Raw genomic sequence first — 22,466 nt, forward strand, 5'->3', positions numbered from 1 at the left:
AGGACTTCCCATGGATCAGCAACGCTACGTGAACGCCGCCCCGGACCGCCTGGTCGACAAGCCCATCGCCACCGTGCTGGTAGTGGACGACACGCCCGACAACCTGACGCTCATGGCCGGACTGCTGCAGGGGCTTTACCGCGTCAAGGTGGCGGCCAGCGGTGAGAAGGCCCTGGTAATCGCGCAGTCCGACGCTCCGCCCGACCTGCTGCTGCTGGACATCATGATGCCCGGCATGGACGGCTACGAGGTCTGCCGGCGCCTCAAGGCCAACGAGGCCACGCGTCACATTCCGGTGATCTTTCTCACCGCACGCTCCGATCCCGACGACGAGCGCGAAGGGCTGGCGCTGGGGGCGGTGGACTACATCACCAAGCCCATCAGCCCCTCCATCCTGCTGGCGCGCGTGGCCACGCACCTGGCGCTCAAGGCCACGGCCGACTTCCTGCGCGACAAGAGCGCCTACCTGGAGCGCGAGGTGGCGATGCGCACGCTGGAGGTGCAGGCGATCCAGGACGTGACCATCATGGCGATGACTTCTCTGGCCGAGACGCGCGACAACGAAACCGGCAACCACATCCGCCGCACGCAGCTGTACGTCAAGGCCCTGGCTGAGCGTCTGCGCCACCACCCGCGCTTCGAGGCGGCCTTGAACGACCGCATGATCGACCTGCTGTACAAGTCGGCGCCGCTGCACGACATCGGCAAGATCGGCATCCCCGACAGCATCCTGCTCAAGCCGGGCAAGCTCACGGTGGAGGAGTTCGAGATCATGAAGACCCACACCACGCTGGGGCGCAAGGCCATCGAGGATGCCGAGCAGCGCCTGGGCATGCGCGTGGCCTTCCTCAGCGTGTCCAAGGAGATCGCGTACAGCCACCAGGAGAAGTGGGACGGATCGGGCTACCCCGAAGGCCTCAAGGGCGACGCCATTCCCGTGTCTGCGCGCCTGATGGCCGTGGCCGACGTGTATGACGCACTCATCAGCAAGCGCGTGTACAAGCCGGCGTTCTCCCATGAGCAGGCCTGCACCATCATCCTCAAGGGGCGGGGCACGCACTTCGACCCGGACATGGTGGATGCGTTCGTGGAACTGGCCGACGACTTCCGCGGCATCGCACAGCGCTACCCCGATCCCCATTGAAGTGCTGCCGCAGTTCAAATAAAAATAGCTGCCATGGCGCTTGCAGCAAGCGCGAGCAGCTATTGTTTTGTGAGTGTGGGGGTTACGGCGCGGCCGTGGGGCGGGTCTGGGTGTCCTCGGCGGCGCTGTCCGGTGCGGTGGGCGTGGCGTCGTCTGGCGACTGCGCGGCCGCCTCGTCGCCGGCCACGTCAGCGACTTCCGTGACCTCGGCGGCCTGGCGCACCGCGGCCTTGTCGCCCGCGCTGGCGAACTTGCTGTATTTGCCCAGCAGAGTCACCAGCTGGCCATAGATGCGTGGCGCGCCGGCCAGGCATTCGCGCTGCTCCATGTAGTCGGCCTCGCCCGTGAAGTTGCCCACCAAACCTCCGGCCTCGGTCACCAGCAGACCGCCCGCGGCCACGTCCCAGATCGACAGGCCGCTCTCGAAGAAGCCGTCCGTGTAGCCGGCGGCCACATAGGCCAGGTCCAGCGCGGCAGCGCCGGGGCGGCGCAGGCCCGCGGTGCGGGGCATCACCTCGGCCATCATGTTCAGGTATTGCTTGAAGTTGTCGCCGGGGCGGAAGGGGAAGCCCGTGGAGATCAGGCATTCGCCCAGGCGCGTGCGCTTGCTCACGCGGATGCGGCGCTCGTTCAGGAAGGCGCCGCGCCCGCGCGTGGCGGTGAAAAGGTCGTTGCGCGAGGGGTCGTACACCACGGCCTGCTCGACCTTGCCGCGCACGGCCAGGGCGATGCTCACGCAGTACACGGGAAAGCCGTGGATGAAATTGGTGGTGCCGTCCAGCGGGTCGATGATCCAGACGTATTCGGAATGCTTGGAGCCGTGCTCCGAACCCGATTCCTCGGCCAGGATGCCGTGGCCGGGGTAGGCGGTGAGCAGCGTCTCGATGATGGCCTGCTCGGCGGCATGGTCCACCTCGGTCACGAAGTCGTTGATCTGCTTTTGCGAAATACGCACGGCCTCCACGTCAAGGGCCGCGCGGTTGATGATGGCGCCGGCGGCGCGAGCGGCCTTGATGGCCACGTTGAGCATGGGGTGCAGATTGGACGACATTGGATTGTGACGAAGGAGCGGGGCGGCTGGTGGCCGCGGGGCGCGCGGCCGGCGATGCGGGCGCAAAACGGGCATTTTACCCATCACCCTCCGGGCTTGCACGCGCGGGCCTTCGGGCGCTTTGCAGCAGCGGCGACAATGGCAGGCTTGCTCCCGAGTCACTTCGCGCCATGAGAACCCGCTTCATCCTGATCCAGACCAGCCATGCCGGCAACGTGGGCGCCACGGCCCGCGCCATGAAGACCATGGGTTTTGATGACCTGGTGCTGGTCGCACCGCGCTGGCCCAACGTGCTGCGCAAGGAGGAGACCATCCAGCGGGCCAGCGGCGCGCTGGACGTGCTGGCCCATGCCCGCATCGTCGCCACGCTGGACGAGGCGCTGGAGGGCGTGAGCCACCTGTGTGCCACGGCGATGACGCCGCGCGACTTCGGCCCGCCCACGCGCACGCCGCGCCAGCATTTCGAGATGCTATTGAATAATGAGCTGCCCGCGCTTGATGGCAAAGCGCCAGGGGCTGATTTGGCTAGAAACCCGTCGCCGGAAACCGGCGTGGCCTTCCTGTTCGGCTCCGAGCGTTTTGGCATGGCCAACGAGGATGTGTACCGCTGCCATGTGGCGCTGAGCATTCCCACCAATCCGCAGTTCGGCTCGCTCAACCTGGGCGCGGCGGTACAGGTCATCGCCTATGAATGGCGGCAGGCCCTCGCCACCCGTGGGGAGGGCTTTGCGGTGCAGGAGTCCGCCCCTCAGGGCGAGCGCGCGGACGCCGCGCAGGTGGCCGGCATGCTGGCGCACTGGGAGCAGGCGCTCACGGGCATCGGCTTTCTGGACCCGGCCGCGCCCAAGAAGCTCATGCCGCGCTTGAACCAGCTTTTCAACCGCGCGCAACTCACGCAGGAGGAAATCCACATCCTGCGCGGTGTCGCCAAATCCATGCTGCAGGCCGCGCAGGCAAACCGCTAGACTGCCAAGCTTCTCGTTACACCATTGCCCTTCATGCTTGCCCGCCTGCGATCCGACGTCCAGTGCATCCTCGAACGCGACCCGGCTGCGCGCAGCACCTGGGAGGTCATTACCTGCTATCCCGGCCTGCACGCCATCTGGCTGCACCGGCCGGCGCACTGGTGCTGGACGAACGGTTTCAAGTGGCTGGGGCGCTTCATCTCGCACTTTGCGCGCTGGTTCACGGGCATCGAGATCCACCCGGGCGCCAAGATCGGCGAGCGGGTTTTCTTCGACCACGCCATGGGGGTGGTGGTGGGCGAGACCGCCGAGATCGGCGACGGCTGCACCATCTACCAGGGCGTGACGCTGGGCGGAACCTCGCTCTACAAGGGCACCAAGCGCCATCCCACGCTGGGCAAGAACGTGGTGGTGAGCGCGGGCGCCAAGGTGCTGGGCGGCTTCGAGGTGGGCGATGGGGCCAAGATCGGCAGCAACGCCGTGGTCATCAAGCCGGTGCCGGCGGGTGCCACGGCCGTGGGCATCCCCGCGCGCATCATTCCGTCCAAGGAAGGCCAGAGCGCCGATGTGACCGAGCCGCACAAGCCCGAGGAGGCCAAGTTCAGCGCCTACGGCGTGACCTCCCTGCAGGACGACCCGCTGACCCAGGCCATGCGCGGCCTGATCGATTCTGCCGCCACGCAGGAGCACCAGATCGCACTGCTGTGGCAGGCCATTGAAAAGCTCTCCAGGTCCACCCCGCAAAGCGGCGGCTGCGTACCCGACGAGGCCGTGCGCTGCGAGCAATTCCAGGCAGCCAAGCTCAACGACATCATTGGCAAGTAAACAATCCATGGAAGTCACCCAGGCCCTGCGTGCGCGCCGCTCGGTGCGCGCCTTCCTGCCCGACGCGCCCCCCGCGGCGACTGTGCAGACGATTCTTCAAGAAGCCGCACAGGCGGCCTCCGGCGGCAATCTGCAGCCCTGGCGCGTGGTGGCCCTCACGGGCGCGCTGCTGCAGGAGTTGCTGGCGGTCGTCGCCCAGGCGCAACCCGAGGAAGGACCGGACAACCAGTCCTACCCGCCGGGCCTGTGGGAGCCCTACCGCACACGCCGCTTCGCCAACGGCGAAGACCTGTACCGCAGCATCGGCATTCCGCGCGAGGACAAGGCCGGGCGCCTGCAGCAGCTGGCCAAGAATGCCGAGCTGTTTGGCGCGCCCGTGGGCATCTTCGTGTGCGTGGACGAGCGCATGGGTCAGCCGCAATGGGCTGATCTGGGGATCTACCTGCAGTCGCTGATGCTACTGGCGGTGCAGCATGGGCTGGCCACCTGCGCCCAGGGCTTCTGGCGCCGCTATGCCGGCACGCTGCAGCAGCAGCTGGGACTGCCCGAGCCGTACCGCGTGGCCTTTGGCGTGGCGCTGGGCTATGAGGATGCGGCGGCGCCCATCAATACCCTGCGCTCCTCGCGGGCTCCCTGGGCCGAGTGGGGCGAGATGCGCGGGTTCTGAGCCCGAGGAAGGGCCGCCGGGGCCTTTTGTTGGGTGGGTGCTCCTAATTTAGTAGCTGCCAGCGCTTGATGTATAAGCGCTATCGGCCTATTTTCCCTTGATGGGCGTTGGCTCGCCTCAGTGAGGCTTGATGGCGATCTTGAGCACCCCGTCGCGCTGGTGCGCAAACAGGTCGTAGGCCTCCACGATGTCGTCCAGCTTGCGCTGGTGCGTCACCAGCAGCCCCAGGTCCAGGCGGTTGGCGGCGATCACGTTCATCAGGCGGCGCATGCGCTCCTTGCCGCCGGGGCACAGCGCGGTGCGGATGGTGTGGTCGCCCAGGCCTGCAGCGAACTGCGCCAGCGGGATCGACAGATCTTCCGAGTACACCCCCAGGCTGGACAGCGTGCCGCCGGGCTTGAGCACCTTCATGGCCTGGGCGAACGTGGCCTGCGTGCCCAGGGCCTCGATGGAGCCGTCGGCGCCCTTGCCGCCGGTGAGCTTCATCACCTCCTCCACCACATCCACGTTGCGGAAGTTCAGCGTCACGTCGGCGCCCATCTTCTTCGCAACCGCCAGGCGGTCGTCGTTGCCGTCCACGGCGATGATGGTGGTGGCACCCAGCAGGCGCGCGCCGGCGGTGGCGCACAGGCCGATGGGGCCCTGCGCGAACACCACCACGGTGTCGCCGATCTTGATGTTGGCGTTTTCCGCGCCCTTGAAGCCGGTGGACATGATGTCCGGGCACATCAGCACCTGCTCGTCGGTCAGCCCCTCGGGAATCGGCGCCAGATTGGCCTGGGCATCGGGCACCAGCACGTACTCGGCCTGGGTGCCGTCGATCAGATTGCCAAAGCGCCAGCCTGCCGTGGCCTTGTAGCCGTGGCAGCCGCACAGACCACGCGGCACCAGGTAGCTGCCGTCCTGGCTGGGATAGCCGTCCTGCGCCGCGTAGCTGTTGAAGTTGGGGCAGATGGCGCCGGCGATCACGCGCTGGCCTTCCTGGTAGCCCTGCACGGCGCTGCCCAGTTTCTCGATCACACCCACGGGCTCATGGCCCACGGTCAGGCCCTTGGCCACCGGGTATTCACCCTTGAGGATGTGCACGTCGGTGCCGCAGATGGTGGTGGTGGTGATGCGCACCAGCGCGTCGTTGGGGCCCACGCCGGGAATGGGCTTGTCGGCCAGTTCGATGCGGCCTTTTTCGACGAAGACAGCGGCTTTCATCATGGCGGTCATGCGGGGCTCCTTTGTGGGGTGAAGCCGCCACATTACGCCGGGTACGCGGCGGCGGGGCTACGGTTGAGTGGACTGCTCGGGTATGGCCATGGCCTGTGCCGCGCCCACGGCGTCGTCCACGCTCCAGAACAGCGGAATATGCGTGAGCCCGGCGCGCTGAAGCGCGGCACGCGGGTGGTCCTTGATGCGCGCGAGCAGCAGGGCCAGTCCCCGGCGCGCCAGATGGGCCTGCAACTCCTGCAGGGCCTCCAGCGTGGTCACGTCCATGTCGTCGCTGGACTCCACGCTCAGCACCACGGCGCGCACGCCCTGGGCTCCTGCGTGCGTGGCCACGATGTGCGCCATGGCCTCGGCATTGGCAAAGAACAGCGGTTCGTCCGGCCGCAGCACCAGCACGCCCGGCGTGCGCTGCGCCTGCGGGTGCAGCTTGAGCGCGACGAAATCATGCGTGCCCGGCAGGCGGCCCAGCTCGCTGGCGGCCGGCTGCGCAAAGCGGCGCAGCGCCAGCAGCAGCGAAAGCCCCACCGCGAGCAGCATGCCGAACAGCACGCCCAGCACCAACACCCCTGCCGCGGCGGCCAATGCCATCCAGGCGTCGCCATTCCAGCGCAGCGTGGCCCACAAGGGGCGCGGGCCCAGTTTGTGCGACAGGATGCCGATCACCACCGCACACAGCACCGGCAGCGGCACAAGCGCCAGTGCGCCTTGCGCCAATCCCAGCGCCAACGCAATCGCCGCTGCGGCGACGAGGCCCGTCCATCGGCTGTGCCCCCCAGCCTCGTAGTTGGCCGACGAAGCCGAGAAGCCTGCGCCCACGGGCAGGCCCTGCAGCAGGCTGCTGCCGATGTTGGCGGCGCCCAGGGCCAGCATCTCGCGCCGCGCGTGCACGCGGTCGCCCGCTTGCAGGGCCAGGGAGCGGGCCGATCCCCACGACTCGGCGAACAGGATCATCATCAGCGCCGGCGCCACCTGGGCGGCGCGCACCCAGTGGTCCCAGTCCAGCCGCGGCCAGCCCCACTGCAGCCCCTGCAGCGTGACAGGCCCCACCAGCACCACGCCGTGCGCCGCCAAAGGCAGCGCCGCGGACAGCGCGATGCCCAGCGCCAGCACCAGCACCGAGGGCTGCACCCAGGCATGCCGCGCCTGGGCGCGCTGTAGCGCCAGCCACAGAGCCAGCGCGCCGCAGCCCAGCGCTGCCGTCAGACCCTGTGCGTTGCCGAGCCCGCCCAGCCAGTCCCACAGCAGGCCGGGCGTGTGCGTGCCCTGGGCCGGAACGCCCGTGAGGCCGGGCAGTTGCTTGACGACGATGGTGACCGCGAGCGCCCACGCAAAGCCGCGCAGCACGGGGCGCGAGACGAACGCCGCCAGGAAGTCGGCGCGCGCGAGCGCCGCCACGATGAACAGTCCGCCGGTGACACCGACCAGCGCAAACGCGCCGCCCGTGCCTTCCGCCGCCACGACGGACGCGAAGATCGCCGCGGCCGACGACGTGACCGAGAGCGTGGCGAAGCGGCTGGTGCCGATGAACGGATAGACGAGCAGCCCGACGAGCGCGGCCACCAGCGCATGGGCCGGCGGTACGCCGGCGATGGCGGCGTACGCCACCGCCTCGGGAACCAGCAGGCCGGCGATGGCCAGGCCGGCCAGGAACGTGTGGCCTGCGCGGGGGCGCGAAGACGCGGCAGGACGATCGGTGGGCAGCATGGCACGGCCCCGTGGCGGGGCGGCGCGCTCAGCGCTGGGGGCGCACGGCGGTCTTGGGGCGGAAGGCCTTGCAGACCTCGGGGCGTGTCTCCAGGTAGGGACCGCCGATCAGGTCGACGCAGTAGGGCACGGCGGCGAAGATGCCCGGCACGCGCTGTGCGCCGCTGTCGTCCTTGAGGCCCTCCAGCGTCTCGGCAATCGCCTTGGGCTGGCCCGGCAGGTTGATGATGAGGCTCTGGCCGCGAATCACCGCCACCTGGCGCGACAGGATGGCCGTGGGCACGAACGTCAGCGAGATCTGGCGCATCTGCTCGCCAAAGCCCGGCATCTCCTTGTCGGCCACGGCCAACGTGGCCTCGGGCGTCACGTCGCGCAGCGCGGGGCCAGTGCCGCCGGTGGTCAGCACCAGGCTGCAACCAGCGTCCACCAGTTCGACCAGCGTGGCGCTGATGCGCTCTTTCTCGTCGGGAATCAGGCGTGGCTCGAAAGCAATCGGGTTGTGCAGCGCGCGCTTGAGCCAGTCGTGCAGGGCGGGCAGGCCCTTGTCTTCGTACGTGCCGCTGCTGGCGCGGTCGCTGATGGAGACGATGCCGATCTTGACCGGCTCGTAGGACGGGGCTTTGTGGGTGTCAGGCATCGTCTTCGCGCTCCTCATGCACGGCCAGGGCGGCCGCTTCGGTCATCTGGTGGCGCACCAGCTGGAACAGTTCGCGGTAGGCGCGCCCCTTGCGCGGAGCTTCGCCCTGCGACTGGGCCACCCGGGCCTCATGGTCGGACGGCGCATCCTTGCGCGCCTGGCGAATCAGCGCGCGGATCTGTTGCGTGTCCGTGCGCGGAAACTGCTTCAGCCATGCAGCCAGCGCATTGTCGTCCGCAATGAGGCGGTCGCGCCAGTGCTCGGCCTGGTGCAGGGCCAGCTTCTCGGCGGCGGAGCCATTGCGCTGCTCGTCCAGCGCGGCGTGGATGGCCGCCACGGTGCCTTCTTCCAGCTTGCGCATGAGCTTGCCCACGAACTGCATCTGCCGGCGCTTGCCCTCGAAGTTGGTGATGCGGCGGGCCTCGGCCAATGCATCCTGGAGCTTTTCGGGCAGGTCCAGGCGCGCGAACAGGTCGCTGCGCAGCGTGAGCAGCTCGGAGCCCAGGTCCTGCAGCGCCTCCATCTCGCGCTTGAGGTCGGTCTTGGTGGCACCGTCGGTGCCTTTGAGTTCGGCCTTGAGCTGCAGGTCCATCTCGCTGCCTTCGGCAACGAAATGGCCCTTCACAAAATAGCCTTTTTTGGGTTTGCGTGACATGGGTGTGCTGGGGGCGGAAACAGGCCCTGCGCGGCGCAGCGGCAATGGCGCCTGCCGCGCGGCGGCGCGGGTCGGCAAGTATCATAGCCGCCGCTATGAATACATCCAGCAACCGCGCCGCCAGCGGCACTTCTTCCCAGCCCGACAGCGGCTTCAGCTATACCCGAGAGTTCTTTGAAGGCCTGGTGGACCATGCCCTGGCCCATGCCAAGAAGTTGGGCGCTACCGACGCGGGGGCGGACGCCTCGGAAGGCTGCGGCCTGTCGGTGAACGTACGCAAGGGCGAGCTGGAGACGGTGGAGCGCAACCGCGACAAGTCGCTGGGCGTGACGGTGTACGTGGGCCACCGCCGTGGCAATGCGAGCACGTCCGACTTCTCGCTGGCCGCCGTGGAGCGCACGGTGCAGGCGGCCTACGACATCGCCCGCTTCACCGCCGAGGACCCGGTGGCCGGCCTGCCCGACGCGGCCGACATCGCGCCACAGGAAACGCACCGCGACCTGCAACTGTTCCACCCCTGGGCCATCACCAGCGAAGAGGCCGCGCTTCTCGCGCTGGAGTGCGAGGCCGCCGCCTTCAAGACCCACAAGCGCATCACCAACAGCGAAGGCGCGGGCGTGTCGGCGCAGCAGAGCCATTTCTTCAGCGCCCACACACGCGGCTTTCGCGGCGGCTACGCCAGTTCGCGCCACAGCATCTCGGTGGCGCCCATCGCCTCGCTGCCAGGGCGCAATGCCGAGATGCAGCGCGACGCCTGGTACAGCTCCATGCGCGACGCGCGCGAACTGGCCGCGCCCGAGGCCGTGGGCCGCTACGCCGCCCAGCGCGCGTTGAGCCGCCTGGGCAGCCGCAAGATCCCCACCACCGAATGCCCGGTGCTGTTCGAGTCGCCGTTGGCCGCCGGCCTGCTGGGCGGCTTCGTGCAGGCCGTGAGCGGCGGCGCGCTGTACCGCAAGAGCAGCTTCCTCGTCGATTCGCTGGGCAAGCAGGTGTTCGCCAAGCACATCGACGTGGCCGAGGACCCGTTCATCCTGGGCGGCAAGGGCAGCTCGCCGTTCGACGACGAGGGCGTGCGCGTGGCGCCGCGCCAGGTGGTGGAGGCGGGCCGCGTGCAGGGCTATTTCCTCAGCACCTATTCGGCGCGCAAGCTCGGCATGCCGACCACCGGCAACGCCGGCGGCTCGCACAACCTGGTGCTGTCGTCGCGCCTTACGAAGCCCGGCGACGACCTGGACGCCATGCTGCAAAAGCTGGGCACGGGCCTGTTCGTGATCGAGCTCATGGGCCAGGGCGTGAACTACGTGACGGGCGACTACTCGCGCGGCGCCAGCGGCTTCTGGGTGGAGAACGGCCGCATCGCTTATCCGGTGCACGAGATCACCATCGCCGGCAACCTCAAGGACATGCTGCGCGGCATCGAGGCCGTGGGTGCCGACGCCTACACCTATGGTGCCAAGACGGTGGGCTCCATCCTCATCAACCGCATGAAGGTGGCGGGCAGTTGAGCCGCGCCGCGCCGGCAGTCCGCGCATGAGCACGTCGCTGTCGCGGGCCGACTGGGCCAAGGCGCTGGTGGTGGTTGTGGTCTGGGGGCTGAACTTCGTCGTCATGAAGTGGGGCCTGGCCACGCTGTCGCCGCTGGTGCTGTGCGCGCTGCGCTTCCTGACGGCGTCGCTGCCGTTCCTGCTGTTCGTGCGCCCGCCGCGGCACCTGTCCTGGGGCGTGATGGCGGCCTATGGCTTGGTGCAGGGTGTGGGACAGTTCGGCCTGCTGTTCACCGGCATGCAGCTGGGCATGCCGGCGGGCATGTCCTCGGTGGTGCTGCAGACGCAGGCATTCATCACCATGCTCATGGCTGCAGCCTTGTTGGGCGAGACGCCACACCGCTGGCAGTGGCTGGGCCTGTGCATCGCCATCGGCGGGCTGGCGTTCATCGGCGCGGCGCACGGCGATGGCGCCTCCGGCATGACCCTGGCGGGCTTCCTGCTCACCGTGGGGGCCGCGGCCATGTGGGCCGGCTCCAACCTGCTCACGCGCGTGGCGGCGCGCCAGGGGCCGTACGAGCCCGTGTCCTTCATTGTTTGGAGCAGCGTGTTCCCCATCGTGCCGCTGTTGCTGCTGGCCTGCGTGGTGGACGGCACGGAGGCCGTGGTGCAGCAGCTGCGCGGCCTGGGCGGGCGCGAGTTGGGCGTGGTGGCCTATCTGGCGCTGTTGTCCACCCTGCTGGGCTATGGCCTGTGGACGCGCCTGCTGCAGCGCTACGCCGCCAGCACCGTGGCGCCGCTGTCGCTGCTGGTGCCGGTGGTGGGACTGCTGTCGGCCATGCTGCTGCTGGGCGAGCGCCCCACGGCCTGGCAATGGATGGGCACGATGGGCGTGCTGGCGGGCATGGTGATCAACCAGTTCGGCGGGCTGTGGGCCAAGCGCCGCCGCGGGGCTGCATCTATATAGAAATTGGCTCTAGCGCTTGCCAGTCAAGCGCTAGATGCTCCTGAAAAGGTAGCAAAACCCGCGTTCGGCGCAGCAACTTGCCTCTCAGCCGCCGCGCACCATGGAGAGGATCTTGGCCGTGTCGAGCTGGCGCGCGGTCGCCTGCATCTGCGGCAAGTAGCGCGCCTGCAGTTGCTGGCCGTCCTGCATCACGTGCTGGTAGGCGTCCTTGAGCATATCGGTGGACAGCGTGCGCCCGCCCGCGTAGTACTGGTTGGCCACATGCCCCAGCGCATAGGTGGCGGCAAAGCTCATGCCGCTGCTCACCGCCTGGCGCCCCAGGCCGCCCAGCAGGCCCTTGCCGGCCTTGCCCAGCAGGCCGCTGAGCAGCTTGCGGCCTGCCTGCTCCAGGTACTGCGAGGTGAGCCCCACGCCCAGCGTCGCGAGGAAGTCCTTGATGTGCCCGCGGTCCAGCTCATAGCCGTAGCTCTGGCCGATCTGGTAGACCAGCCGCATTTGCAGCGGGATGATGGCCAGGGTGGACAGGTTCTCAGGCAGCAGTTCGATGGCGCCGTTCATGATCGACGCCTGCAGAATCTTGCGGTCCATCTCGGCGGGCGGCAGGCTGCCGGGGCGGCGCTGCGCGGCGGTGGTGGGCAGCGCGTCCGCAGCGGCGGGGTGGGGGGCCGGTGTCGCAGGCGCAGTGGATGCGTCCAATGGCGTTTGCAGAGGCGCTTGCAGAGGCGCTTGCAAAGGGGCGTCGGCCACGGCCTGGGCCTCGGCATCGAATCCCCCTGTGGTATGCGCGCCCCCCAGACCCCAGGCCTGGCGCACCTGGGCCAGGAAGGCGTCTTCCTTGGCGCTGGTGTGGCCGTCGGCTTCGCACACGCACACGGCCATCTCATAGGCCAGCTGGCGCGACTCGGGAGAGGCCAGGCGGCCCAACACTTCTGGTAGCTGCACGCGGCGCAGCAGCACGTCCTGGTACAGGCCGGGCAGGTTGACCTGCGCGTCGCCCGCAAGGCCTTGCGCGACCTCGCGGATCTGCTCGCGTTCGCGGTCGTGCTTCTCGCCGTCTGCGTACGAGGCCATCAGGCACAAGGTGAGGGTGGCGCGGATTTCTTCTGCGGTCATGGTGCTCCTGAGGCGGTGAAGAGATGCAGATGGGAGTGCAAGGCGGCAGCGGGGTTCCCTGCCGCGCTGGCCCTTCACCCGTTGGAAAAACAAAAACCGCCCGAGGGCGGTTTTTGTCACGGACGGTTCACATCGCGAGGCCGTCAGGCGGCCACCATGGGCACGACCTTGTATTCGCCCGCGGCGATTTTCTTTTGCCACTCGGCCGGGCCGGTGATGTGGGCGCTGGTGCCGCCCGCGTCCACGGCCACGGTGACGGGCATGTCCACCACGTCGAACTCATAGATGGCTTCCATGCCCAGGTCCGCAAAGCCCACCACCTTGGCGTTCTTGATGGCCTTGCTGACCAGGTAGGCGGCGCCGCCCACGGCCATCAGGTAGGCGCTCTTGTGGTTCTTGATGGACTCGATGGCGACCGGGCCGCGCTCGGCCTTGCCGATCATGGCGATCAGGCCGGTTTGCTCCAGCATCATGTCGGTGAACTTGTCCATGCGCGTGGCGGTGGTGGGGCCGGCGGGGCCCACGGCCTCGTCCTTCACCGGGTCCACGGGGCCCACGTAGTAGATCACGCGGTTGGTGAAGTCCACGGGCAGCTTCTCACCCTTGGCCAGCATGTCCTGGATGCGCTTGTGCGCGGCGTCGCGGCCGGTGAGCATCTTGCCGTTCAGCAGCAGCGTCTGGCCAGGCTTCCAGCTCGCGACCTCTTCCTTGGTCAGGGTGTTGAGGTCCACGCGCTTGCTGGTCTCGGTGTTGGGCGCCCAGTCCACCTTGGGCCACAGGTCCAGGCTCGGCGGGTCCATGTAGACGGGGCCGGAGCCGTCCATCACGAAGTGCGCGTGGCGCGTGGCCGCGCAGTTGGGGATCATGGCCACGGGCTTGCTGGCCGCGTGCGTGGGGTACATCTTGATCTTCACGTCCAGCACGGTGGCCAGGCCGCCCAGGCCCTGGGCGCCGATGCCCAGGGCGTTGACCTTCTCGTACAGCTCCAGGCGCAGCTCCTCGACCTGGTCCAGCTTCTCGCCGCGCTGGCTCTTGGCCAGCAGCTCGTACATGTCCAGGTCTTCCATCAGGCTTTCCTTGGCCAGCAGCACGGCCTTTTCCGCCGTACCGCCGATGCCGATGCCCAGCATGCCCGGCGGGCACCAGCCGGCGCCCATGGTGGGTACGGTCTTGAGCACCCAGTCCACCAGGTTGTCGCTGGGGTTCATCATGACCATCTTGGACTTGTTCTCGCTGCCGCCGCCCTTGGCGGCCACCGTCACGTCCAGCGTGTCGCCGGGCACGATCTGCACGCTGATGACGGCGGGTGTGTTGTCCTTGGTGTTCTTGCGAGCAAACTGCGGGTCGGCGACGACCGACGCGCGCAGCGTGTTGTCGGGGTGGTTGTAGCCGCGGCGCACGCCTTCGTTGATGGCGTCCTCCAGGCTTTGGTCGGCGGCGAAGCCCTCGAAGCGCACGCCCATGCCCACCTTCAGGAACACGTTCACGATGCCCGTGTCCTGGCAGATCGGGCGGTGGCCCGTGGCGCTCATCTTGCTGTTGGTGAGGATCTGCGCCATCGCGTCCTTGGCCGCGGGGCTCTGCTCGCGCTCGTAGGCGCGGGCCAGGTGCTGGATGTAGTCGGCGGGGTGGTAGTAGGAGATGTACTGCAGCGCGGCAGCTACGGACTCCACAAGGTCGTTGTACCGGATGGTCGTGGTCATGTGGGGGAGGATTCTTGTGAAACGGACGCCCGCGATTATCGCCCTGCACCTTGCACGCGCCTGATGCAAGGGCAAAAGCAAGGGGAAAAGTCCCGCCCGCCCGTCCGCCCGTCCGCCCGTCCGCCCGGCGTGGCGGCAGGGGCTTTCAGTGGCCTCGTGGCCATTTGCGGTGAAATCGCCCCGTTGCTCCTTCCCGGATCAGAAAGGCGTTTCCATGAATTCCAACACCCGTATCGAACGCGACACCTTCGGCCCCATCGAGGTGCCGGCCGACAGGCTCTGGGGCGCGCAGACGCAGCGCTCGCTGCAGAACTTCGCCATCTCGGGCGAACGACAGCCGCAGGAACTCATCCGCGCGCTGGCGCAGGTCAAGCGCGCGTCGGCCCGGGTCAACCACGCGCTGGGGCTGCTGGGGGCGGACAAGACGCGCGCCATCGTCGCCGCGGCCGACGAGGTGCTGCTGGGCCAGCACGACGACGAGTTCCCGCTGGTGGTCTGGCAGACCGGCTCGGGCACGCAGACCAACATGAACGTCAACGAGGTGCTGGCCAACCGCGCCAGCGAGCTGTTGGGCGGCGAGCGCGGCGAGGCACGGCTGGTACATCCCAACGACGACGTGAACAAGAGCCAGTCCAGCAACGACGTGTTCCCCACCGCCACGCATGTGGCCGCGGTGCAGGCGCTGGTGCACCGGCTGCTGCCCGCCATGGAGGAGCTTCGCGCCACCCTGCAGGCCAAGGCCGAGGCGTTCGACGACATCGTGAAGATCGGCCGCACCCATCTGCAGGACGCGACGCCGCTCACGCTGGGGCAGGAGATCTCGGGCTGGGTGGCGCAGCTTGCCCATGGGGAGCGCCACGTGCGCGCGGCGCTGCCACACCTGTATGAACTGGCCCTGGGCGGGACGGCCGTGGGCACGGGCCTGAATGCGCCCGAGGGCTACGCCGAACGTGTGGCGCAGGAGCTGGCCCAGTTCACCGGCCAGCCCTTCGTGACCTCGCCCAACAAGTTCGAATCGCTCGCATCGCAGGACGCGCTGGTGCATGCCCACGGCGCGCTGAAGACGCTGGCGGCCAGCCTCACGAAGATCGCCAACGACGTGCGGTGGCTGGCCAGCGGCCCGCGCTGCGGCATCGGCGAGATCACCATCCCTGAGAACGAGCCCGGCTCGTCCATCATGCCCGGCAAAGTGAACCCCACGCAGTGCGAGGCGCTGACCATGCTGTGCGCCCAGGTGCTGGGCAACGACGTGGCCATCAACATCGGCGGGGCCAGTGGCAACTTCGAGCTGAACGTGTTCCGCCCGCTGGTGGCGCACAACTTCCTGCAGAGCGTGCGGTTGCTGGCCGACGGCATGGTGAGCTTCAACGAGCACTGCGCCGTGGGTATCGAGCCCAACCGCGCGCGCATCGCGGAGCTGGTGGAGCGCTCGCTGATGCTGGTGACGGCGCTCAGCCCGCATATCGGCTACGACAAGGCCGCGGCGATTGCCAAGAAGGCGCACAAGGAAGGCAGCACGCTGCGCGAGGCCGCGCTGGCGCTGGGCTACGTGACGCCCGCGCAGTTCGATGAGTGGGTGGTGCCCGCCCGGATGGTGGGGCGCTAGAGATTCGGCGAGCGCGGGGGCGTGCGCCGCGAGAGGGGAGCGCCTTACTCGTCGCCTCGGCCGTCCGCGGCGGCCTGGTCCACCAGCGTCTGCAGGCCGGTGGCGTCCAGGATCTCGATGCCGCGGGGGCGCACGCTGATCAGGCCCTCGCGCTCCAGCCACTTCAGCTCCACGTTCACGCGCTGGCGCGAGCCGCCCAGCAGGCAGGCCAGCTCGTCTTGCGCCAGCGACAGGCCCAGCGGCACGCTCTCGCCCGGCTCGGTGCGCTGCGGGCCGAAGCGCTGCAGCAGCTGTAGCAGTTGCTTGGCCAGGCGCGCGCGCAGCGGCAGCGTGGCCATGTCTTCCATCATGCAATACAGCGACCGCATGCTCCACGCCTGCAGCGTGAGCAGCGCCTCGCCGAACGAGGGATGCTCCTGCAGCAGCGTGCGGAAGGTGGGTTCGGGCACGCTCAACAGCGTGGTGGGGCCATGGGCATGCGCGTCGTAGGTGCAGGGACGGCCGTAGAGCACCTCGGCCTCACCCACCCAGATGCCGGGCTCCACATAGGCCAGCGTGACCAGCTTGCCCGAGGGCGTGGTGCGTTGAAAGCGCAGCGCGCCACTGGCGCAGGTGAACCATTCGCGGATGGGACGGCCCTGCTCGACGATCAGGTCGCCGTGTGCATGGCGCGTCACGTGCCCCAGGCGGAAGATGTCGTGCCGCAGCGAGGGCGAGAGGGTGGAGAACCAGGGGCTGCGGTCCAGGGCCTCGCGCTCGCGCGCCGACAACAGGGGACGTTGCAGCGACACGTCGGCACAAAAGCGCAGGGGAGCGGGCATGGTGGTTCGTCGGTGAAGGGCGCCGGGCGCGGGAACAGCGGCAGCGGCAGCGGCAGCGGCAGCGGCATTCTAGGCGCCGTCACGCTCGGGAAAAACCCTTGACCCCACCCGGCGTAGGCCGCTGTGGCTGCCGGGGTGCGTTTAAAGAAAAAAGTGCTCTAAATGCGCTTGCGGCAAGCGCAAGCAGCTATTGAAAAAGGAGCTGACTCAGTCCTGCGCGTCCTGCGGCGCCGCGGGCGGGTCGAAGGCAAAGCCCACGCCATAGACCGAGCGGATCCAGTCGTGCCCGGCGGGGTCGGCGCTGCGCAGCTTGCGGCGCAGATTCTTGATGTGGCTGTCCACGGCGCGCTCGTTGGGCTCCTGCGGCGAGTCCGGGTAGGCGTGCTGCAGCAACTGGGCGCGCGACAGCACGCTGCGCGGGTGTGCCAGCAGGGTGCGCAGCAGATGCCATTCGCGCGGTGTCAGCGCCACGAGGGTGCCGTGCAGCGTGGCTTGCAACTGGGCCTCGTCCAGCACCAGCGCGCCGTAGGCCAGCTCCGCCTGCGCGGCGGCCTGGGCCGGCGGTGCGCGCCGGCGCAGCACGGCCTTCACGCGCGCCACCACCTCGCGCGGCGAGAAGGGCTTGCAGATGTAGTCGTCCGCGCCCAGTTCCAGGCCGATGAGGCGGTCCACTTCTTCCACGCGGGCGGTGATCACCACGATGGGGTTGTCGGTGTGGCGGCGCGCCTGGCGCAGCACCTCCAGCCCGTCGATGCCGGGCAGCATGACGTCCAGCAGCGTCAGGTCGGGCGGCTGGGGGGCGGTGAGGACCTGCAGGGCCGTGCGGCCGTCGGCCGCGTGCTCCGGGGCGTAGCCCGCGTGGCGCAGGTAGTCCAGCAGCACGTCGGCGATGTCCTGCTCGTCCTCCACGACGAGGATGCGTGCGGGCGTGGTCATGGCGAGGGGTTCTCCAGTAGAGGCAGCGTGAGGGTGATGCGCAGGCCGCCCAGCGGCGAGGCGCTGGCTTCGATCTGGCCGCCGTGCGCCTGCACGATGGTGCGGCAGATGGCCAAGCCCAGGCCCGAGCCGCCCAGGTCGCCCGAGGCGCGGCGGCGCGAGGCCTCGGCACGGTACAGACGCTCAAACAGGTGCGGCAGCTCGTGCGGCGCCACGCCGGGCGCCGTGTCGTCCAGGCGCAGCGTGAGGCGCGGCGAGCCGCCATTGCGCTGCACGCTGGCGGATACCTGCAGCCGCCCGCCGGGGTCGGTGTAGCGCAGGCTGTTTTCCAGCAGGTTCAGGAACACGCGGTGCAACTGCTGTGCGTTGCCGTGTACCTGCAGCGGCTGCTTGGCGAGCGTGGCCAGGTCTGGCGCGGCCTGCAGGGCGACACCCGTCTGGTCGAAGCGCGACTGCATGCCGGCCATGGCCTCGCGCAGCAGCGCGAGCGGCTGCACGGCGCTCATGACGGGCGGGGGTTGGTCGCCGGCCATATCCACGCTGGCGCGCAGATCGCCCACGAGCTGGATCAGCCGCATGACTTGGCGGTGCAGGCGGCGCGCGGTCTTCTCGTCGAACGGGCGCACGCCGTCCTGCACGGCCTCGATCTCGGCGCGCATCGCGGCCAGCGGCGTGCGCAGTTCATGCGCGGTGTCCCCGATCCACTGGCGGCGCGAGGCCTCGACGCTCGCAAGCTGCTCGGCCATGGCGTTGAAGGTGTGGATCAGGCGGGTGAATTCCTCGCTGTCGGCCTGTTCGGGCACGCGGGTGTGCAGCTCGCCTGCCGCAATGGCCTGCGCGCCGGTCACCAGCGTGTCGATGGGGCGCAGCCAGCGCCGCGCCAGCCACCAGGACAGCAGCAACGCCAGCGCCAGGCCCGTCACGCCGCTCCACACCACGAAACCGAGCTGCTTGGACAGAAATGCGCGGTCCGCATCGCGCTCCAGCCCGTCAAGCGGCGCCAGCACCAGGTGGCCGATCAGGCGCCCCTCGCCGTCGCGCAGCGCGGTCCGCGCACCGCCGGCAACGGGTGCGGCGCCCGCGACCACGCGGCCCTGCGTATCCACCACGCCCAGGCGCCGCGACAGCGCATCCACCGGCGGCGGGGCCGTGCCGGGCGTGACCTGGGGTAGCAACAGGGGCTCGGGCGCAGGCACGGGAGCGGGTCCGAAGGTCGGCATCTGGACGTTGCGCGGGCGGCGCAGCTCGCGCCACAGGCCGGGCTGCTCGCGCAGTGTCTGCCAGCCGCCCTGCTGTTCATACGCGGCCTGCAGGCGGAACACCAGCCAGTCCATGCGCGCCAACTCCACCTCGGCCACGTAGGGACCCAGCCCCCGCTGCAGCCCCAGCAGCGAGAAGCCCACGAACAGCACCAGCATCACGACCAGCAGCGCCGACAGGGCTGCAAAGGCCTTGCCTTGGAGGGTGAGACGCGGAAGTTGCATGAAGTGGGGAGCCGCTTGACCGTGGTGAAACGCCGAGGATGGCATGGCCGGGCCACCCCCGGGGTCTGGCCGCGATGGTACGAAGCGCGCCAAATGCAACCAATGGCAACGCCTCGCACGCAGGCATGGGCGGGGCGAAAGCCCGTCCCGTCCGACTCTTGCGCTACTTAAAAGATAGCTGCTCGCGCATGAGGGACGGGCGTTCTCTCCTGTTTTTATGCAAATTGTTGCAAAGGCACCCGTCAGCGGGCCGCGGCCAGCGCCTGCTGCACCCAGCCGTCAAAGGTCTTCTGGTGTGCCTTGATCCAGCCGTTCACATGGCGTTCGATGTCGGCGGCCTTGTTCTGGCCCCGGCTCATCAGGTGGTTCTGGGCGTTGATGTCGGCCACGGGCAGCTGCATCACTTCGAACAGCTTGGCGGCGGCGGGGTTGGCCTCGGCCCAGGCCTTGTTGGCCACGATCTGCTGCTGGTTCACCACGAAGCCGTAGTTCTTGCCGTTGGGCAGGCGCGTGTCCAGGCCTTTTTGCTCGCCGGGCAGGGAGGAAAAGGGCACTTCCAGCCAGACCACGTCCTTGCCGGGCTTGAGCTCGTTGCTCACCCAATAGGGCGTCCAGGTGTAGTACAGGACGGGCTTGCCCGCGCGGTAGCGCGTGATGGTGTCGGCGATCAGCGCGGAGTAGGTGCCCTGCTGGTGCGTGACGGTGTTGCGCAGGCCGTAGGCGTCCAGGTGGTGCTCGATCATGGCCTCGCAGCCCCAGCCGGGCGTGCAGCCCGTCAGATCGGCCTTGCCGTCGCTGTTGGTGTCGAACAGCTGGGCAATTTTCGGGTCCTTGAGCTGCTCGACGTTGGTGATGCCATGCGCGTCGGCGGTCTTCTTGTCGATCAGGTAACCCTGCGCCGCGTTGCCCGAGTAGGTGCCGCGCCGGTAGAGCTTCGCGTCGCCGCCGGCGTTCTTGTAATAGTCGGCATGCAGCGGGTTCCAGTGGTCGGCCATGAACGTGGCGTCGCCATTGCCGATGGCGATGTGGGCCGTGGGGTACTCCACCTCCTGGATGGGCTGCACGTCGTAGCCGAGTTTTTCCAGGCCCTTCATGACTAGGGCCTGTTCACACTATTTTTGCCAGATGCGTTGCGATCAAAAAGGGCCAGGCGCAAGGCGCCAAACGAAGCTGGGGTGCTACCCCAGCGAGGCTTGGCAACGCCGCGAATGGCCCTTTTTGATCGCAACCCGGAGGGAACGGAGTGAAAACCGCGCCATTCGTCGTTGCCCTCCTAGCCAAGGCCCCGGCCTTGGCGTCGTCACGCGCCTAGATTGGCGCGGTTTTCACGCCATTCGCACTGGCAAAAATAGTGTGAACAGGCCCTAGCAGTGTCTGGAAGGTCTCCTCGGCGATCGAGCTCTTGAGAGGCAGCACCTTCACGCCCTTGCCGGACAGGGCGGTGGGCTGGGCCAGCGCAGCGGTGGCGCCCAGCGCCAGGCCCAGACCCGCGGCAACCGCGGCCAGCGGCGCGCGCAGGCGGCGGGCGAGGGCGGCGCATGCGCCGGAACGTGCAGTGTGTGTGGGAGAGGTCAGCGACAGAAGAGTCATCCGGGGTTTCCTTTCTGGTGGTGAACGGGAGTGGTGTCAGGCCGCGGAGTTGCGGGGGGTGGCAAGCGGGGCGGCTTGCGATGCGGGCGCTACGGGCTTGCCGCGCACGGCGCGCAGCACCAGGCCCGCGGGGCCGGTGTGCCACCAGCGCGCACTGGCGCGCCGCGGCTGGCCCATGGCCTGGGTGAGGCGGTCCAGCACGATGGCCAGCAGCACGATCCCCAGGCCGCCCACGGTGGCCAGGCCCATGTCCAGCCGGCCGATGCCGCGCAGCACCATCTGGCCCAGGCCGCCCACGGCGATCATCGAGGCGATGACCACCATCGACAGCGACAGCATCAGCGCCTGGTTGATGCCGGCCATGATCGAGGGCATGGCCAGCGGCAGCTGCACCTTCCACAGCAATTGCAGGGGCGAAGCGCCATAGGCGCGGCTGGCCTCGATCAGATCAGGGCGCACCTGGCGCAGGCCCAGGTTGGTCAGGCGGACCAACGGCGGCAGCGCGAACACGATGGTCACGATCACGCCCGGCACGTTGCCGATGCCGAACAGCATCACCACCGGCACCAGGTACACGAAGGCGGGCGTGGTCTGCATGGCGTCCAGCAGCGGGCGCGTCCAGCGCTGCGCGCGTTCGCTGGCCGCCAGCACGATGCCCATGGGCAGGCCGATGACGACGCAGAACAACAGCGATGTGAGCACCAGCGCCAGCGTCACCATGGCGTCGGGCCAGATGCCCAAGAGCGCCACCAGCCCCAGCGACAGCGCCGCGCCCACGGCCAGGCCGCGGCCGGCGAACTGCCAGGCCAGCAGCGTGACCAGCGCGATGAGCGCGGGCGCGGGCACGGCCAGCAGCAGGTCGGTCACGCCGGTGAGCGTGGCGTCGATGGGCGCGCGCACCGCCTGGAAGAACGGGCGGAAGTTCTCCACCACCCAATGCAGGCCCTCGTTGATCCAGCCCTGCACGGGCAGGCCGTCCGTGGCGATCTGCTGCCACAGGCCGGCCAGGCCGGCGTCGGGCTCGGGCATCGGCGCCGCCGCGGCGTCAAGCCAGTCCACGCCGGCCGCGGCATCGGTGCCGGCGGTGCCGCCAGCGCCCCACGGATCGGCATCCGCGGGTTGCAGCGTCGTGTCGGCGGCCCAGGGGTCGCTGGCTTGTGCTTGCGCCTGAGCGGGCGCGGCGTCGGCGGGTGCCCTGGGATCGTCGATGGCGGCGGTCTCTTGCGTTGTGTCGTTCATGCGTTTCCTCTCCTTGTGTTGTTCTTAGCGGGGCGCTGCCACCGGCGTGCTGGCTTGCGCCGGGAAGTGGGGGTTGAGCTGGATGGGTGGCACCTCCGCCTGCGGCGGCGGCACGGGCGGCGTGTCGCGGTCCAGGAACTTCATCAGCGTGGTGCGGCTGATCACGCCCTGGTAGATGCCGTCCTCGTCCACCACCGGCAGCGGGCAGGGCGCACTGCCCATGGGGCCGAACAGGTCCGCCACCGGCGTGGAGGCATCCAGCGGCTGGGCATTGGGCAGGAACGCATGGTGCAGGCCCAGCGCGCCCTGGCAGCCGTGCAGCGCTTCGCGCAGCGACTGCGACGACACCACGCCCAGCAGGCGCTTGCGGCTGTTGAGCACGTAGGCGTGGTCGCGGTCCGAGTCCTCCAGCAGGCGCAGTGCCGCGCGGCAGCCGCGGTCGTCGTGCTCGGACACCACGGTGAGCGCCTGGCGCGCGATGTCGGCCGCCTTGAACACCGCCGCAGCGTCCACGCCGCGCACGAAGCTGCGTACGTAGTCGTTGGCAGGCGCGCGCAGGATCTCGTCGGGCGTGCCCACCTGCACCACGTGGCCGTCCTTCATGATCGCGATGCTGCGTATTCCACGCGATGGCGGACACGATTCCATGCTGATGGC

At 68.8% G+C, this 22,466-nt stretch carries 20 protein-coding genes and 1 pseudogene; 7 read left to right on the forward strand and 14 right to left on the reverse strand.

Annotation, left to right across the window (positions count from 1 at the left end; all coding sequences use genetic code 11):
- The first annotated feature begins 10 nt into the window (after positions 1-10).
- Complete coding sequence (locus tag OX89_RS03785) at positions 11-1,144, forward strand: two-component system response regulator (protein WP_047349615.1); 1,134 nt, start codon at positions 11-13, stop codon at positions 1,142-1,144.
- Between the two features lie 82 nt (positions 1,145-1,226).
- Here the strand turns inward: OX89_RS03785 and OX89_RS03790 are convergent, their stop codons facing one another.
- A complete protein-coding gene (locus tag OX89_RS03790; RefSeq protein WP_047349616.1) occupies positions 1,227-2,195 on the reverse strand; it encodes an inositol monophosphatase family protein in 969 nt (322 codons plus the stop codon).
- Positions 2,196-2,365: 170 nt separating this feature from the next.
- Between OX89_RS03790 and OX89_RS03795 the strand changes: the two genes are divergently transcribed.
- From OX89_RS03795 to OX89_RS03805, 3 genes are read left to right on the forward strand one after another with little or no spacing between them, the layout of a single operon-like run.
- Positions 2,366-3,160: an RNA methyltransferase gene (locus tag OX89_RS03795; protein WP_047349617.1), complete on the forward strand. Its 795-nt coding sequence runs from the start codon at positions 2,366-2,368 to the stop codon at positions 3,158-3,160.
- A 33-nt stretch (positions 3,161-3,193) separates the two neighbouring features.
- A complete protein-coding gene (gene cysE / locus OX89_RS03800; RefSeq protein WP_047349618.1) occupies positions 3,194-3,985 on the forward strand; it encodes a serine O-acetyltransferase in 792 nt (263 codons plus the stop codon).
- Positions 3,986-3,992: 7 nt separating this feature from the next.
- Positions 3,993-4,652 carry a nitroreductase gene (locus OX89_RS03805; RefSeq protein WP_047349619.1) on the forward strand — a complete coding sequence of 220 codons (660 nt, stop codon included), beginning with the start codon at positions 3,993-3,995 and terminating at the stop codon, positions 4,650-4,652.
- A 117-nt stretch (positions 4,653-4,769) separates the two neighbouring features.
- Here the strand turns inward: OX89_RS03805 and OX89_RS03810 are convergent, their stop codons facing one another.
- Genes OX89_RS03810 through yjgA form a run of 4 tightly spaced genes read right to left on the reverse strand, consistent with a single transcriptional unit; the run spans position 4,770 to position 8,866 of the window.
- Complete coding sequence (locus tag OX89_RS03810; protein WP_047349620.1) at positions 4,770-5,870, reverse strand: NAD(P)-dependent alcohol dehydrogenase; 1,101 nt, start codon at positions 5,868-5,870, stop codon at positions 4,770-4,772.
- Between the two features lie 57 nt (positions 5,871-5,927).
- Positions 5,928-7,574 carry a SulP family inorganic anion transporter gene (locus OX89_RS03815; RefSeq protein ID WP_047349621.1) on the reverse strand — a complete coding sequence of 549 codons (1,647 nt, stop codon included), beginning with the start codon at positions 7,572-7,574 and terminating at the stop codon, positions 5,928-5,930.
- Positions 7,575-7,602: 28 nt separating this feature from the next.
- On the reverse strand, positions 7,603-8,211 hold the full coding sequence (gene mog, locus OX89_RS03820; RefSeq protein WP_047349622.1) for a molybdopterin adenylyltransferase: 609 nt from the start codon (positions 8,209-8,211) through the stop codon (positions 7,603-7,605).
- Complete coding sequence (gene yjgA / locus OX89_RS03825) at positions 8,204-8,866, reverse strand: ribosome biogenesis factor YjgA (protein WP_047349623.1); 663 nt, start codon at positions 8,864-8,866, stop codon at positions 8,204-8,206. Before yjgA ends, mog begins: the two co-directional genes overlap by 8 nt.
- A 95-nt stretch (positions 8,867-8,961) precedes the next feature.
- On the opposite strand from yjgA, the gene pmbA reads away from it, so the two are divergent.
- A complete protein-coding gene (gene pmbA / locus OX89_RS03830; protein ID WP_015912698.1) occupies positions 8,962-10,371 on the forward strand; it encodes a metalloprotease PmbA in 1,410 nt (469 codons plus the stop codon).
- Between the two features lie 25 nt (positions 10,372-10,396).
- The gene (locus OX89_RS03835; RefSeq protein ID WP_047349624.1) at positions 10,397-11,317 is read left to right on the forward strand and encodes an EamA family transporter; all 921 of its coding nucleotides are present in this window, start codon (positions 10,397-10,399) and stop codon (positions 11,315-11,317) included.
- An 84-nt stretch (positions 11,318-11,401) separates the two neighbouring features.
- Here the strand turns inward: OX89_RS03835 and OX89_RS03840 are convergent, their stop codons facing one another.
- Positions 11,402-12,430: a YcjF family protein gene (locus tag OX89_RS03840; protein WP_047349625.1), complete on the reverse strand. Its 1,029-nt coding sequence runs from the start codon at positions 12,428-12,430 to the stop codon at positions 11,402-11,404.
- A 143-nt stretch (positions 12,431-12,573) separates the two neighbouring features.
- Entirely contained in the window at positions 12,574-14,133 is a 1,560-nt protein-coding gene (locus tag OX89_RS03845; protein WP_015912701.1) for a fumarate hydratase, read from the reverse strand.
- 214 nt (positions 14,134-14,347) lie between these two features.
- Here OX89_RS03845 and fumC point away from each other — a divergent pair, with 214 nt between their 5' ends.
- Positions 14,348-15,739 carry a class II fumarate hydratase gene (gene fumC / locus OX89_RS03850; RefSeq protein ID WP_047349626.1) on the forward strand — a complete coding sequence of 464 codons (1,392 nt, stop codon included), beginning with the start codon at positions 14,348-14,350 and terminating at the stop codon, positions 15,737-15,739.
- A 44-nt stretch (positions 15,740-15,783) separates the two neighbouring features.
- Here fumC and OX89_RS03855 read toward each other — a convergent pair whose 3' ends face one another.
- The 7 genes and pseudogenes from OX89_RS03855 to OX89_RS03885 all read right to left on the reverse strand — a co-directional run.
- Positions 15,784-16,560 carry a Crp/Fnr family transcriptional regulator gene (locus OX89_RS03855; protein WP_011804494.1) on the reverse strand — a complete coding sequence of 259 codons (777 nt, stop codon included), beginning with the start codon at positions 16,558-16,560 and terminating at the stop codon, positions 15,784-15,786.
- Between the two features lie 207 nt (positions 16,561-16,767).
- Positions 16,768-17,496, reverse strand: a complete 729-nt coding sequence (locus OX89_RS03860) for a response regulator (protein ID WP_047349627.1) — start codon at positions 17,494-17,496, stop codon at positions 16,768-16,770.
- The gene (locus OX89_RS03865) at positions 17,493-18,980 is read right to left on the reverse strand and encodes an ATP-binding protein (protein WP_047349628.1); all 1,488 of its coding nucleotides are present in this window, start codon (positions 18,978-18,980) and stop codon (positions 17,493-17,495) included. Before OX89_RS03865 ends, OX89_RS03860 begins: the two co-directional genes overlap by 4 nt.
- 242 nt (positions 18,981-19,222) lie before the next feature.
- Positions 19,223-20,080: pseudogene (proX, locus tag OX89_RS03870) on the reverse strand (glycine betaine/L-proline ABC transporter substrate-binding protein ProX); the annotation flags it as partial.
- Positions 20,081-20,288: 208 nt separating this feature from the next.
- Entirely contained in the window at positions 20,289-20,570 is a 282-nt protein-coding gene (locus tag OX89_RS03875) for a hypothetical protein (RefSeq protein WP_047349629.1), read from the reverse strand.
- 36 nt (positions 20,571-20,606) lie between these two features.
- The gene (proW, locus tag OX89_RS03880; RefSeq protein ID WP_047349630.1) at positions 20,607-21,809 is read right to left on the reverse strand and encodes a glycine betaine/L-proline ABC transporter permease ProW; all 1,203 of its coding nucleotides are present in this window, start codon (positions 21,807-21,809) and stop codon (positions 20,607-20,609) included.
- Between the two features lie 24 nt (positions 21,810-21,833).
- On the reverse strand, positions 21,834-22,466 hold a 633-nt coding region (locus OX89_RS03885), incomplete at its 5' end, for a CBS domain-containing protein (protein ID WP_047349635.1).

The organism is Diaphorobacter sp. J5-51 (genome assembly GCF_001023515.1).
Lineage (GTDB): Bacteria > Pseudomonadota > Gammaproteobacteria > Burkholderiales > Burkholderiaceae_C > Diaphorobacter > Diaphorobacter nitroreducens.

Coding starts and splice junctions, on each gene's coding strand:
- OX89_RS03785 (WP_047349615.1), top strand. CDS start 11: ATGGATCAGCAACGCTACGTGAACGCCGCCCCGGACCGCCTGGTCGAC.
- OX89_RS03790 (WP_047349616.1), bottom strand. CDS start 2,195: ATGTCGTCCAATCTGCACCCCATGCTCAACGTGGCCATCAAGGCCGCT.
- OX89_RS03795 (WP_047349617.1), top strand. CDS start 2,366: ATGAGAACCCGCTTCATCCTGATCCAGACCAGCCATGCCGGCAACGTG.
- cysE (WP_047349618.1), top strand. CDS start 3,194: ATGCTTGCCCGCCTGCGATCCGACGTCCAGTGCATCCTCGAACGCGAC.
- OX89_RS03805 (WP_047349619.1), top strand. CDS start 3,993: ATGGAAGTCACCCAGGCCCTGCGTGCGCGCCGCTCGGTGCGCGCCTTC.
- OX89_RS03810 (WP_047349620.1), bottom strand. CDS start 5,870: ATGACCGCCATGATGAAAGCCGCTGTCTTCGTCGAAAAAGGCCGCATC.
- OX89_RS03815 (WP_047349621.1), bottom strand. CDS start 7,574: ATGCTGCCCACCGATCGTCCTGCCGCGTCTTCGCGCCCCCGCGCAGGC.
- mog (WP_047349622.1), bottom strand. CDS start 8,211: ATGCCTGACACCCACAAAGCCCCGTCCTACGAGCCGGTCAAGATCGGC.
- yjgA (WP_047349623.1), bottom strand. CDS start 8,866: ATGTCACGCAAACCCAAAAAAGGCTATTTTGTGAAGGGCCATTTCGTT.
- pmbA (WP_015912698.1), top strand. CDS start 8,962: ATGAATACATCCAGCAACCGCGCCGCCAGCGGCACTTCTTCCCAGCCC.
- OX89_RS03835 (WP_047349624.1), top strand. CDS start 10,397: ATGAGCACGTCGCTGTCGCGGGCCGACTGGGCCAAGGCGCTGGTGGTG.
- OX89_RS03840 (WP_047349625.1), bottom strand. CDS start 12,430: ATGACCGCAGAAGAAATCCGCGCCACCCTCACCTTGTGCCTGATGGCC.
- OX89_RS03845 (WP_015912701.1), bottom strand. CDS start 14,133: ATGACCACGACCATCCGGTACAACGACCTTGTGGAGTCCGTAGCTGCC.
- fumC (WP_047349626.1), top strand. CDS start 14,348: ATGAATTCCAACACCCGTATCGAACGCGACACCTTCGGCCCCATCGAG.
- OX89_RS03855 (WP_011804494.1), bottom strand. CDS start 16,560: ATGCCCGCTCCCCTGCGCTTTTGTGCCGACGTGTCGCTGCAACGTCCC.
- OX89_RS03860 (WP_047349627.1), bottom strand. CDS start 17,496: ATGACCACGCCCGCACGCATCCTCGTCGTGGAGGACGAGCAGGACATC.
- OX89_RS03865 (WP_047349628.1), bottom strand. CDS start 18,980: ATGCAACTTCCGCGTCTCACCCTCCAAGGCAAGGCCTTTGCAGCCCTG.
- OX89_RS03875 (WP_047349629.1), bottom strand. CDS start 20,570: ATGACTCTTCTGTCGCTGACCTCTCCCACACACACTGCACGTTCCGGC.
- proW (WP_047349630.1), bottom strand. CDS start 21,809: ATGAACGACACAACGCAAGAGACCGCCGCCATCGACGATCCCAGGGCA.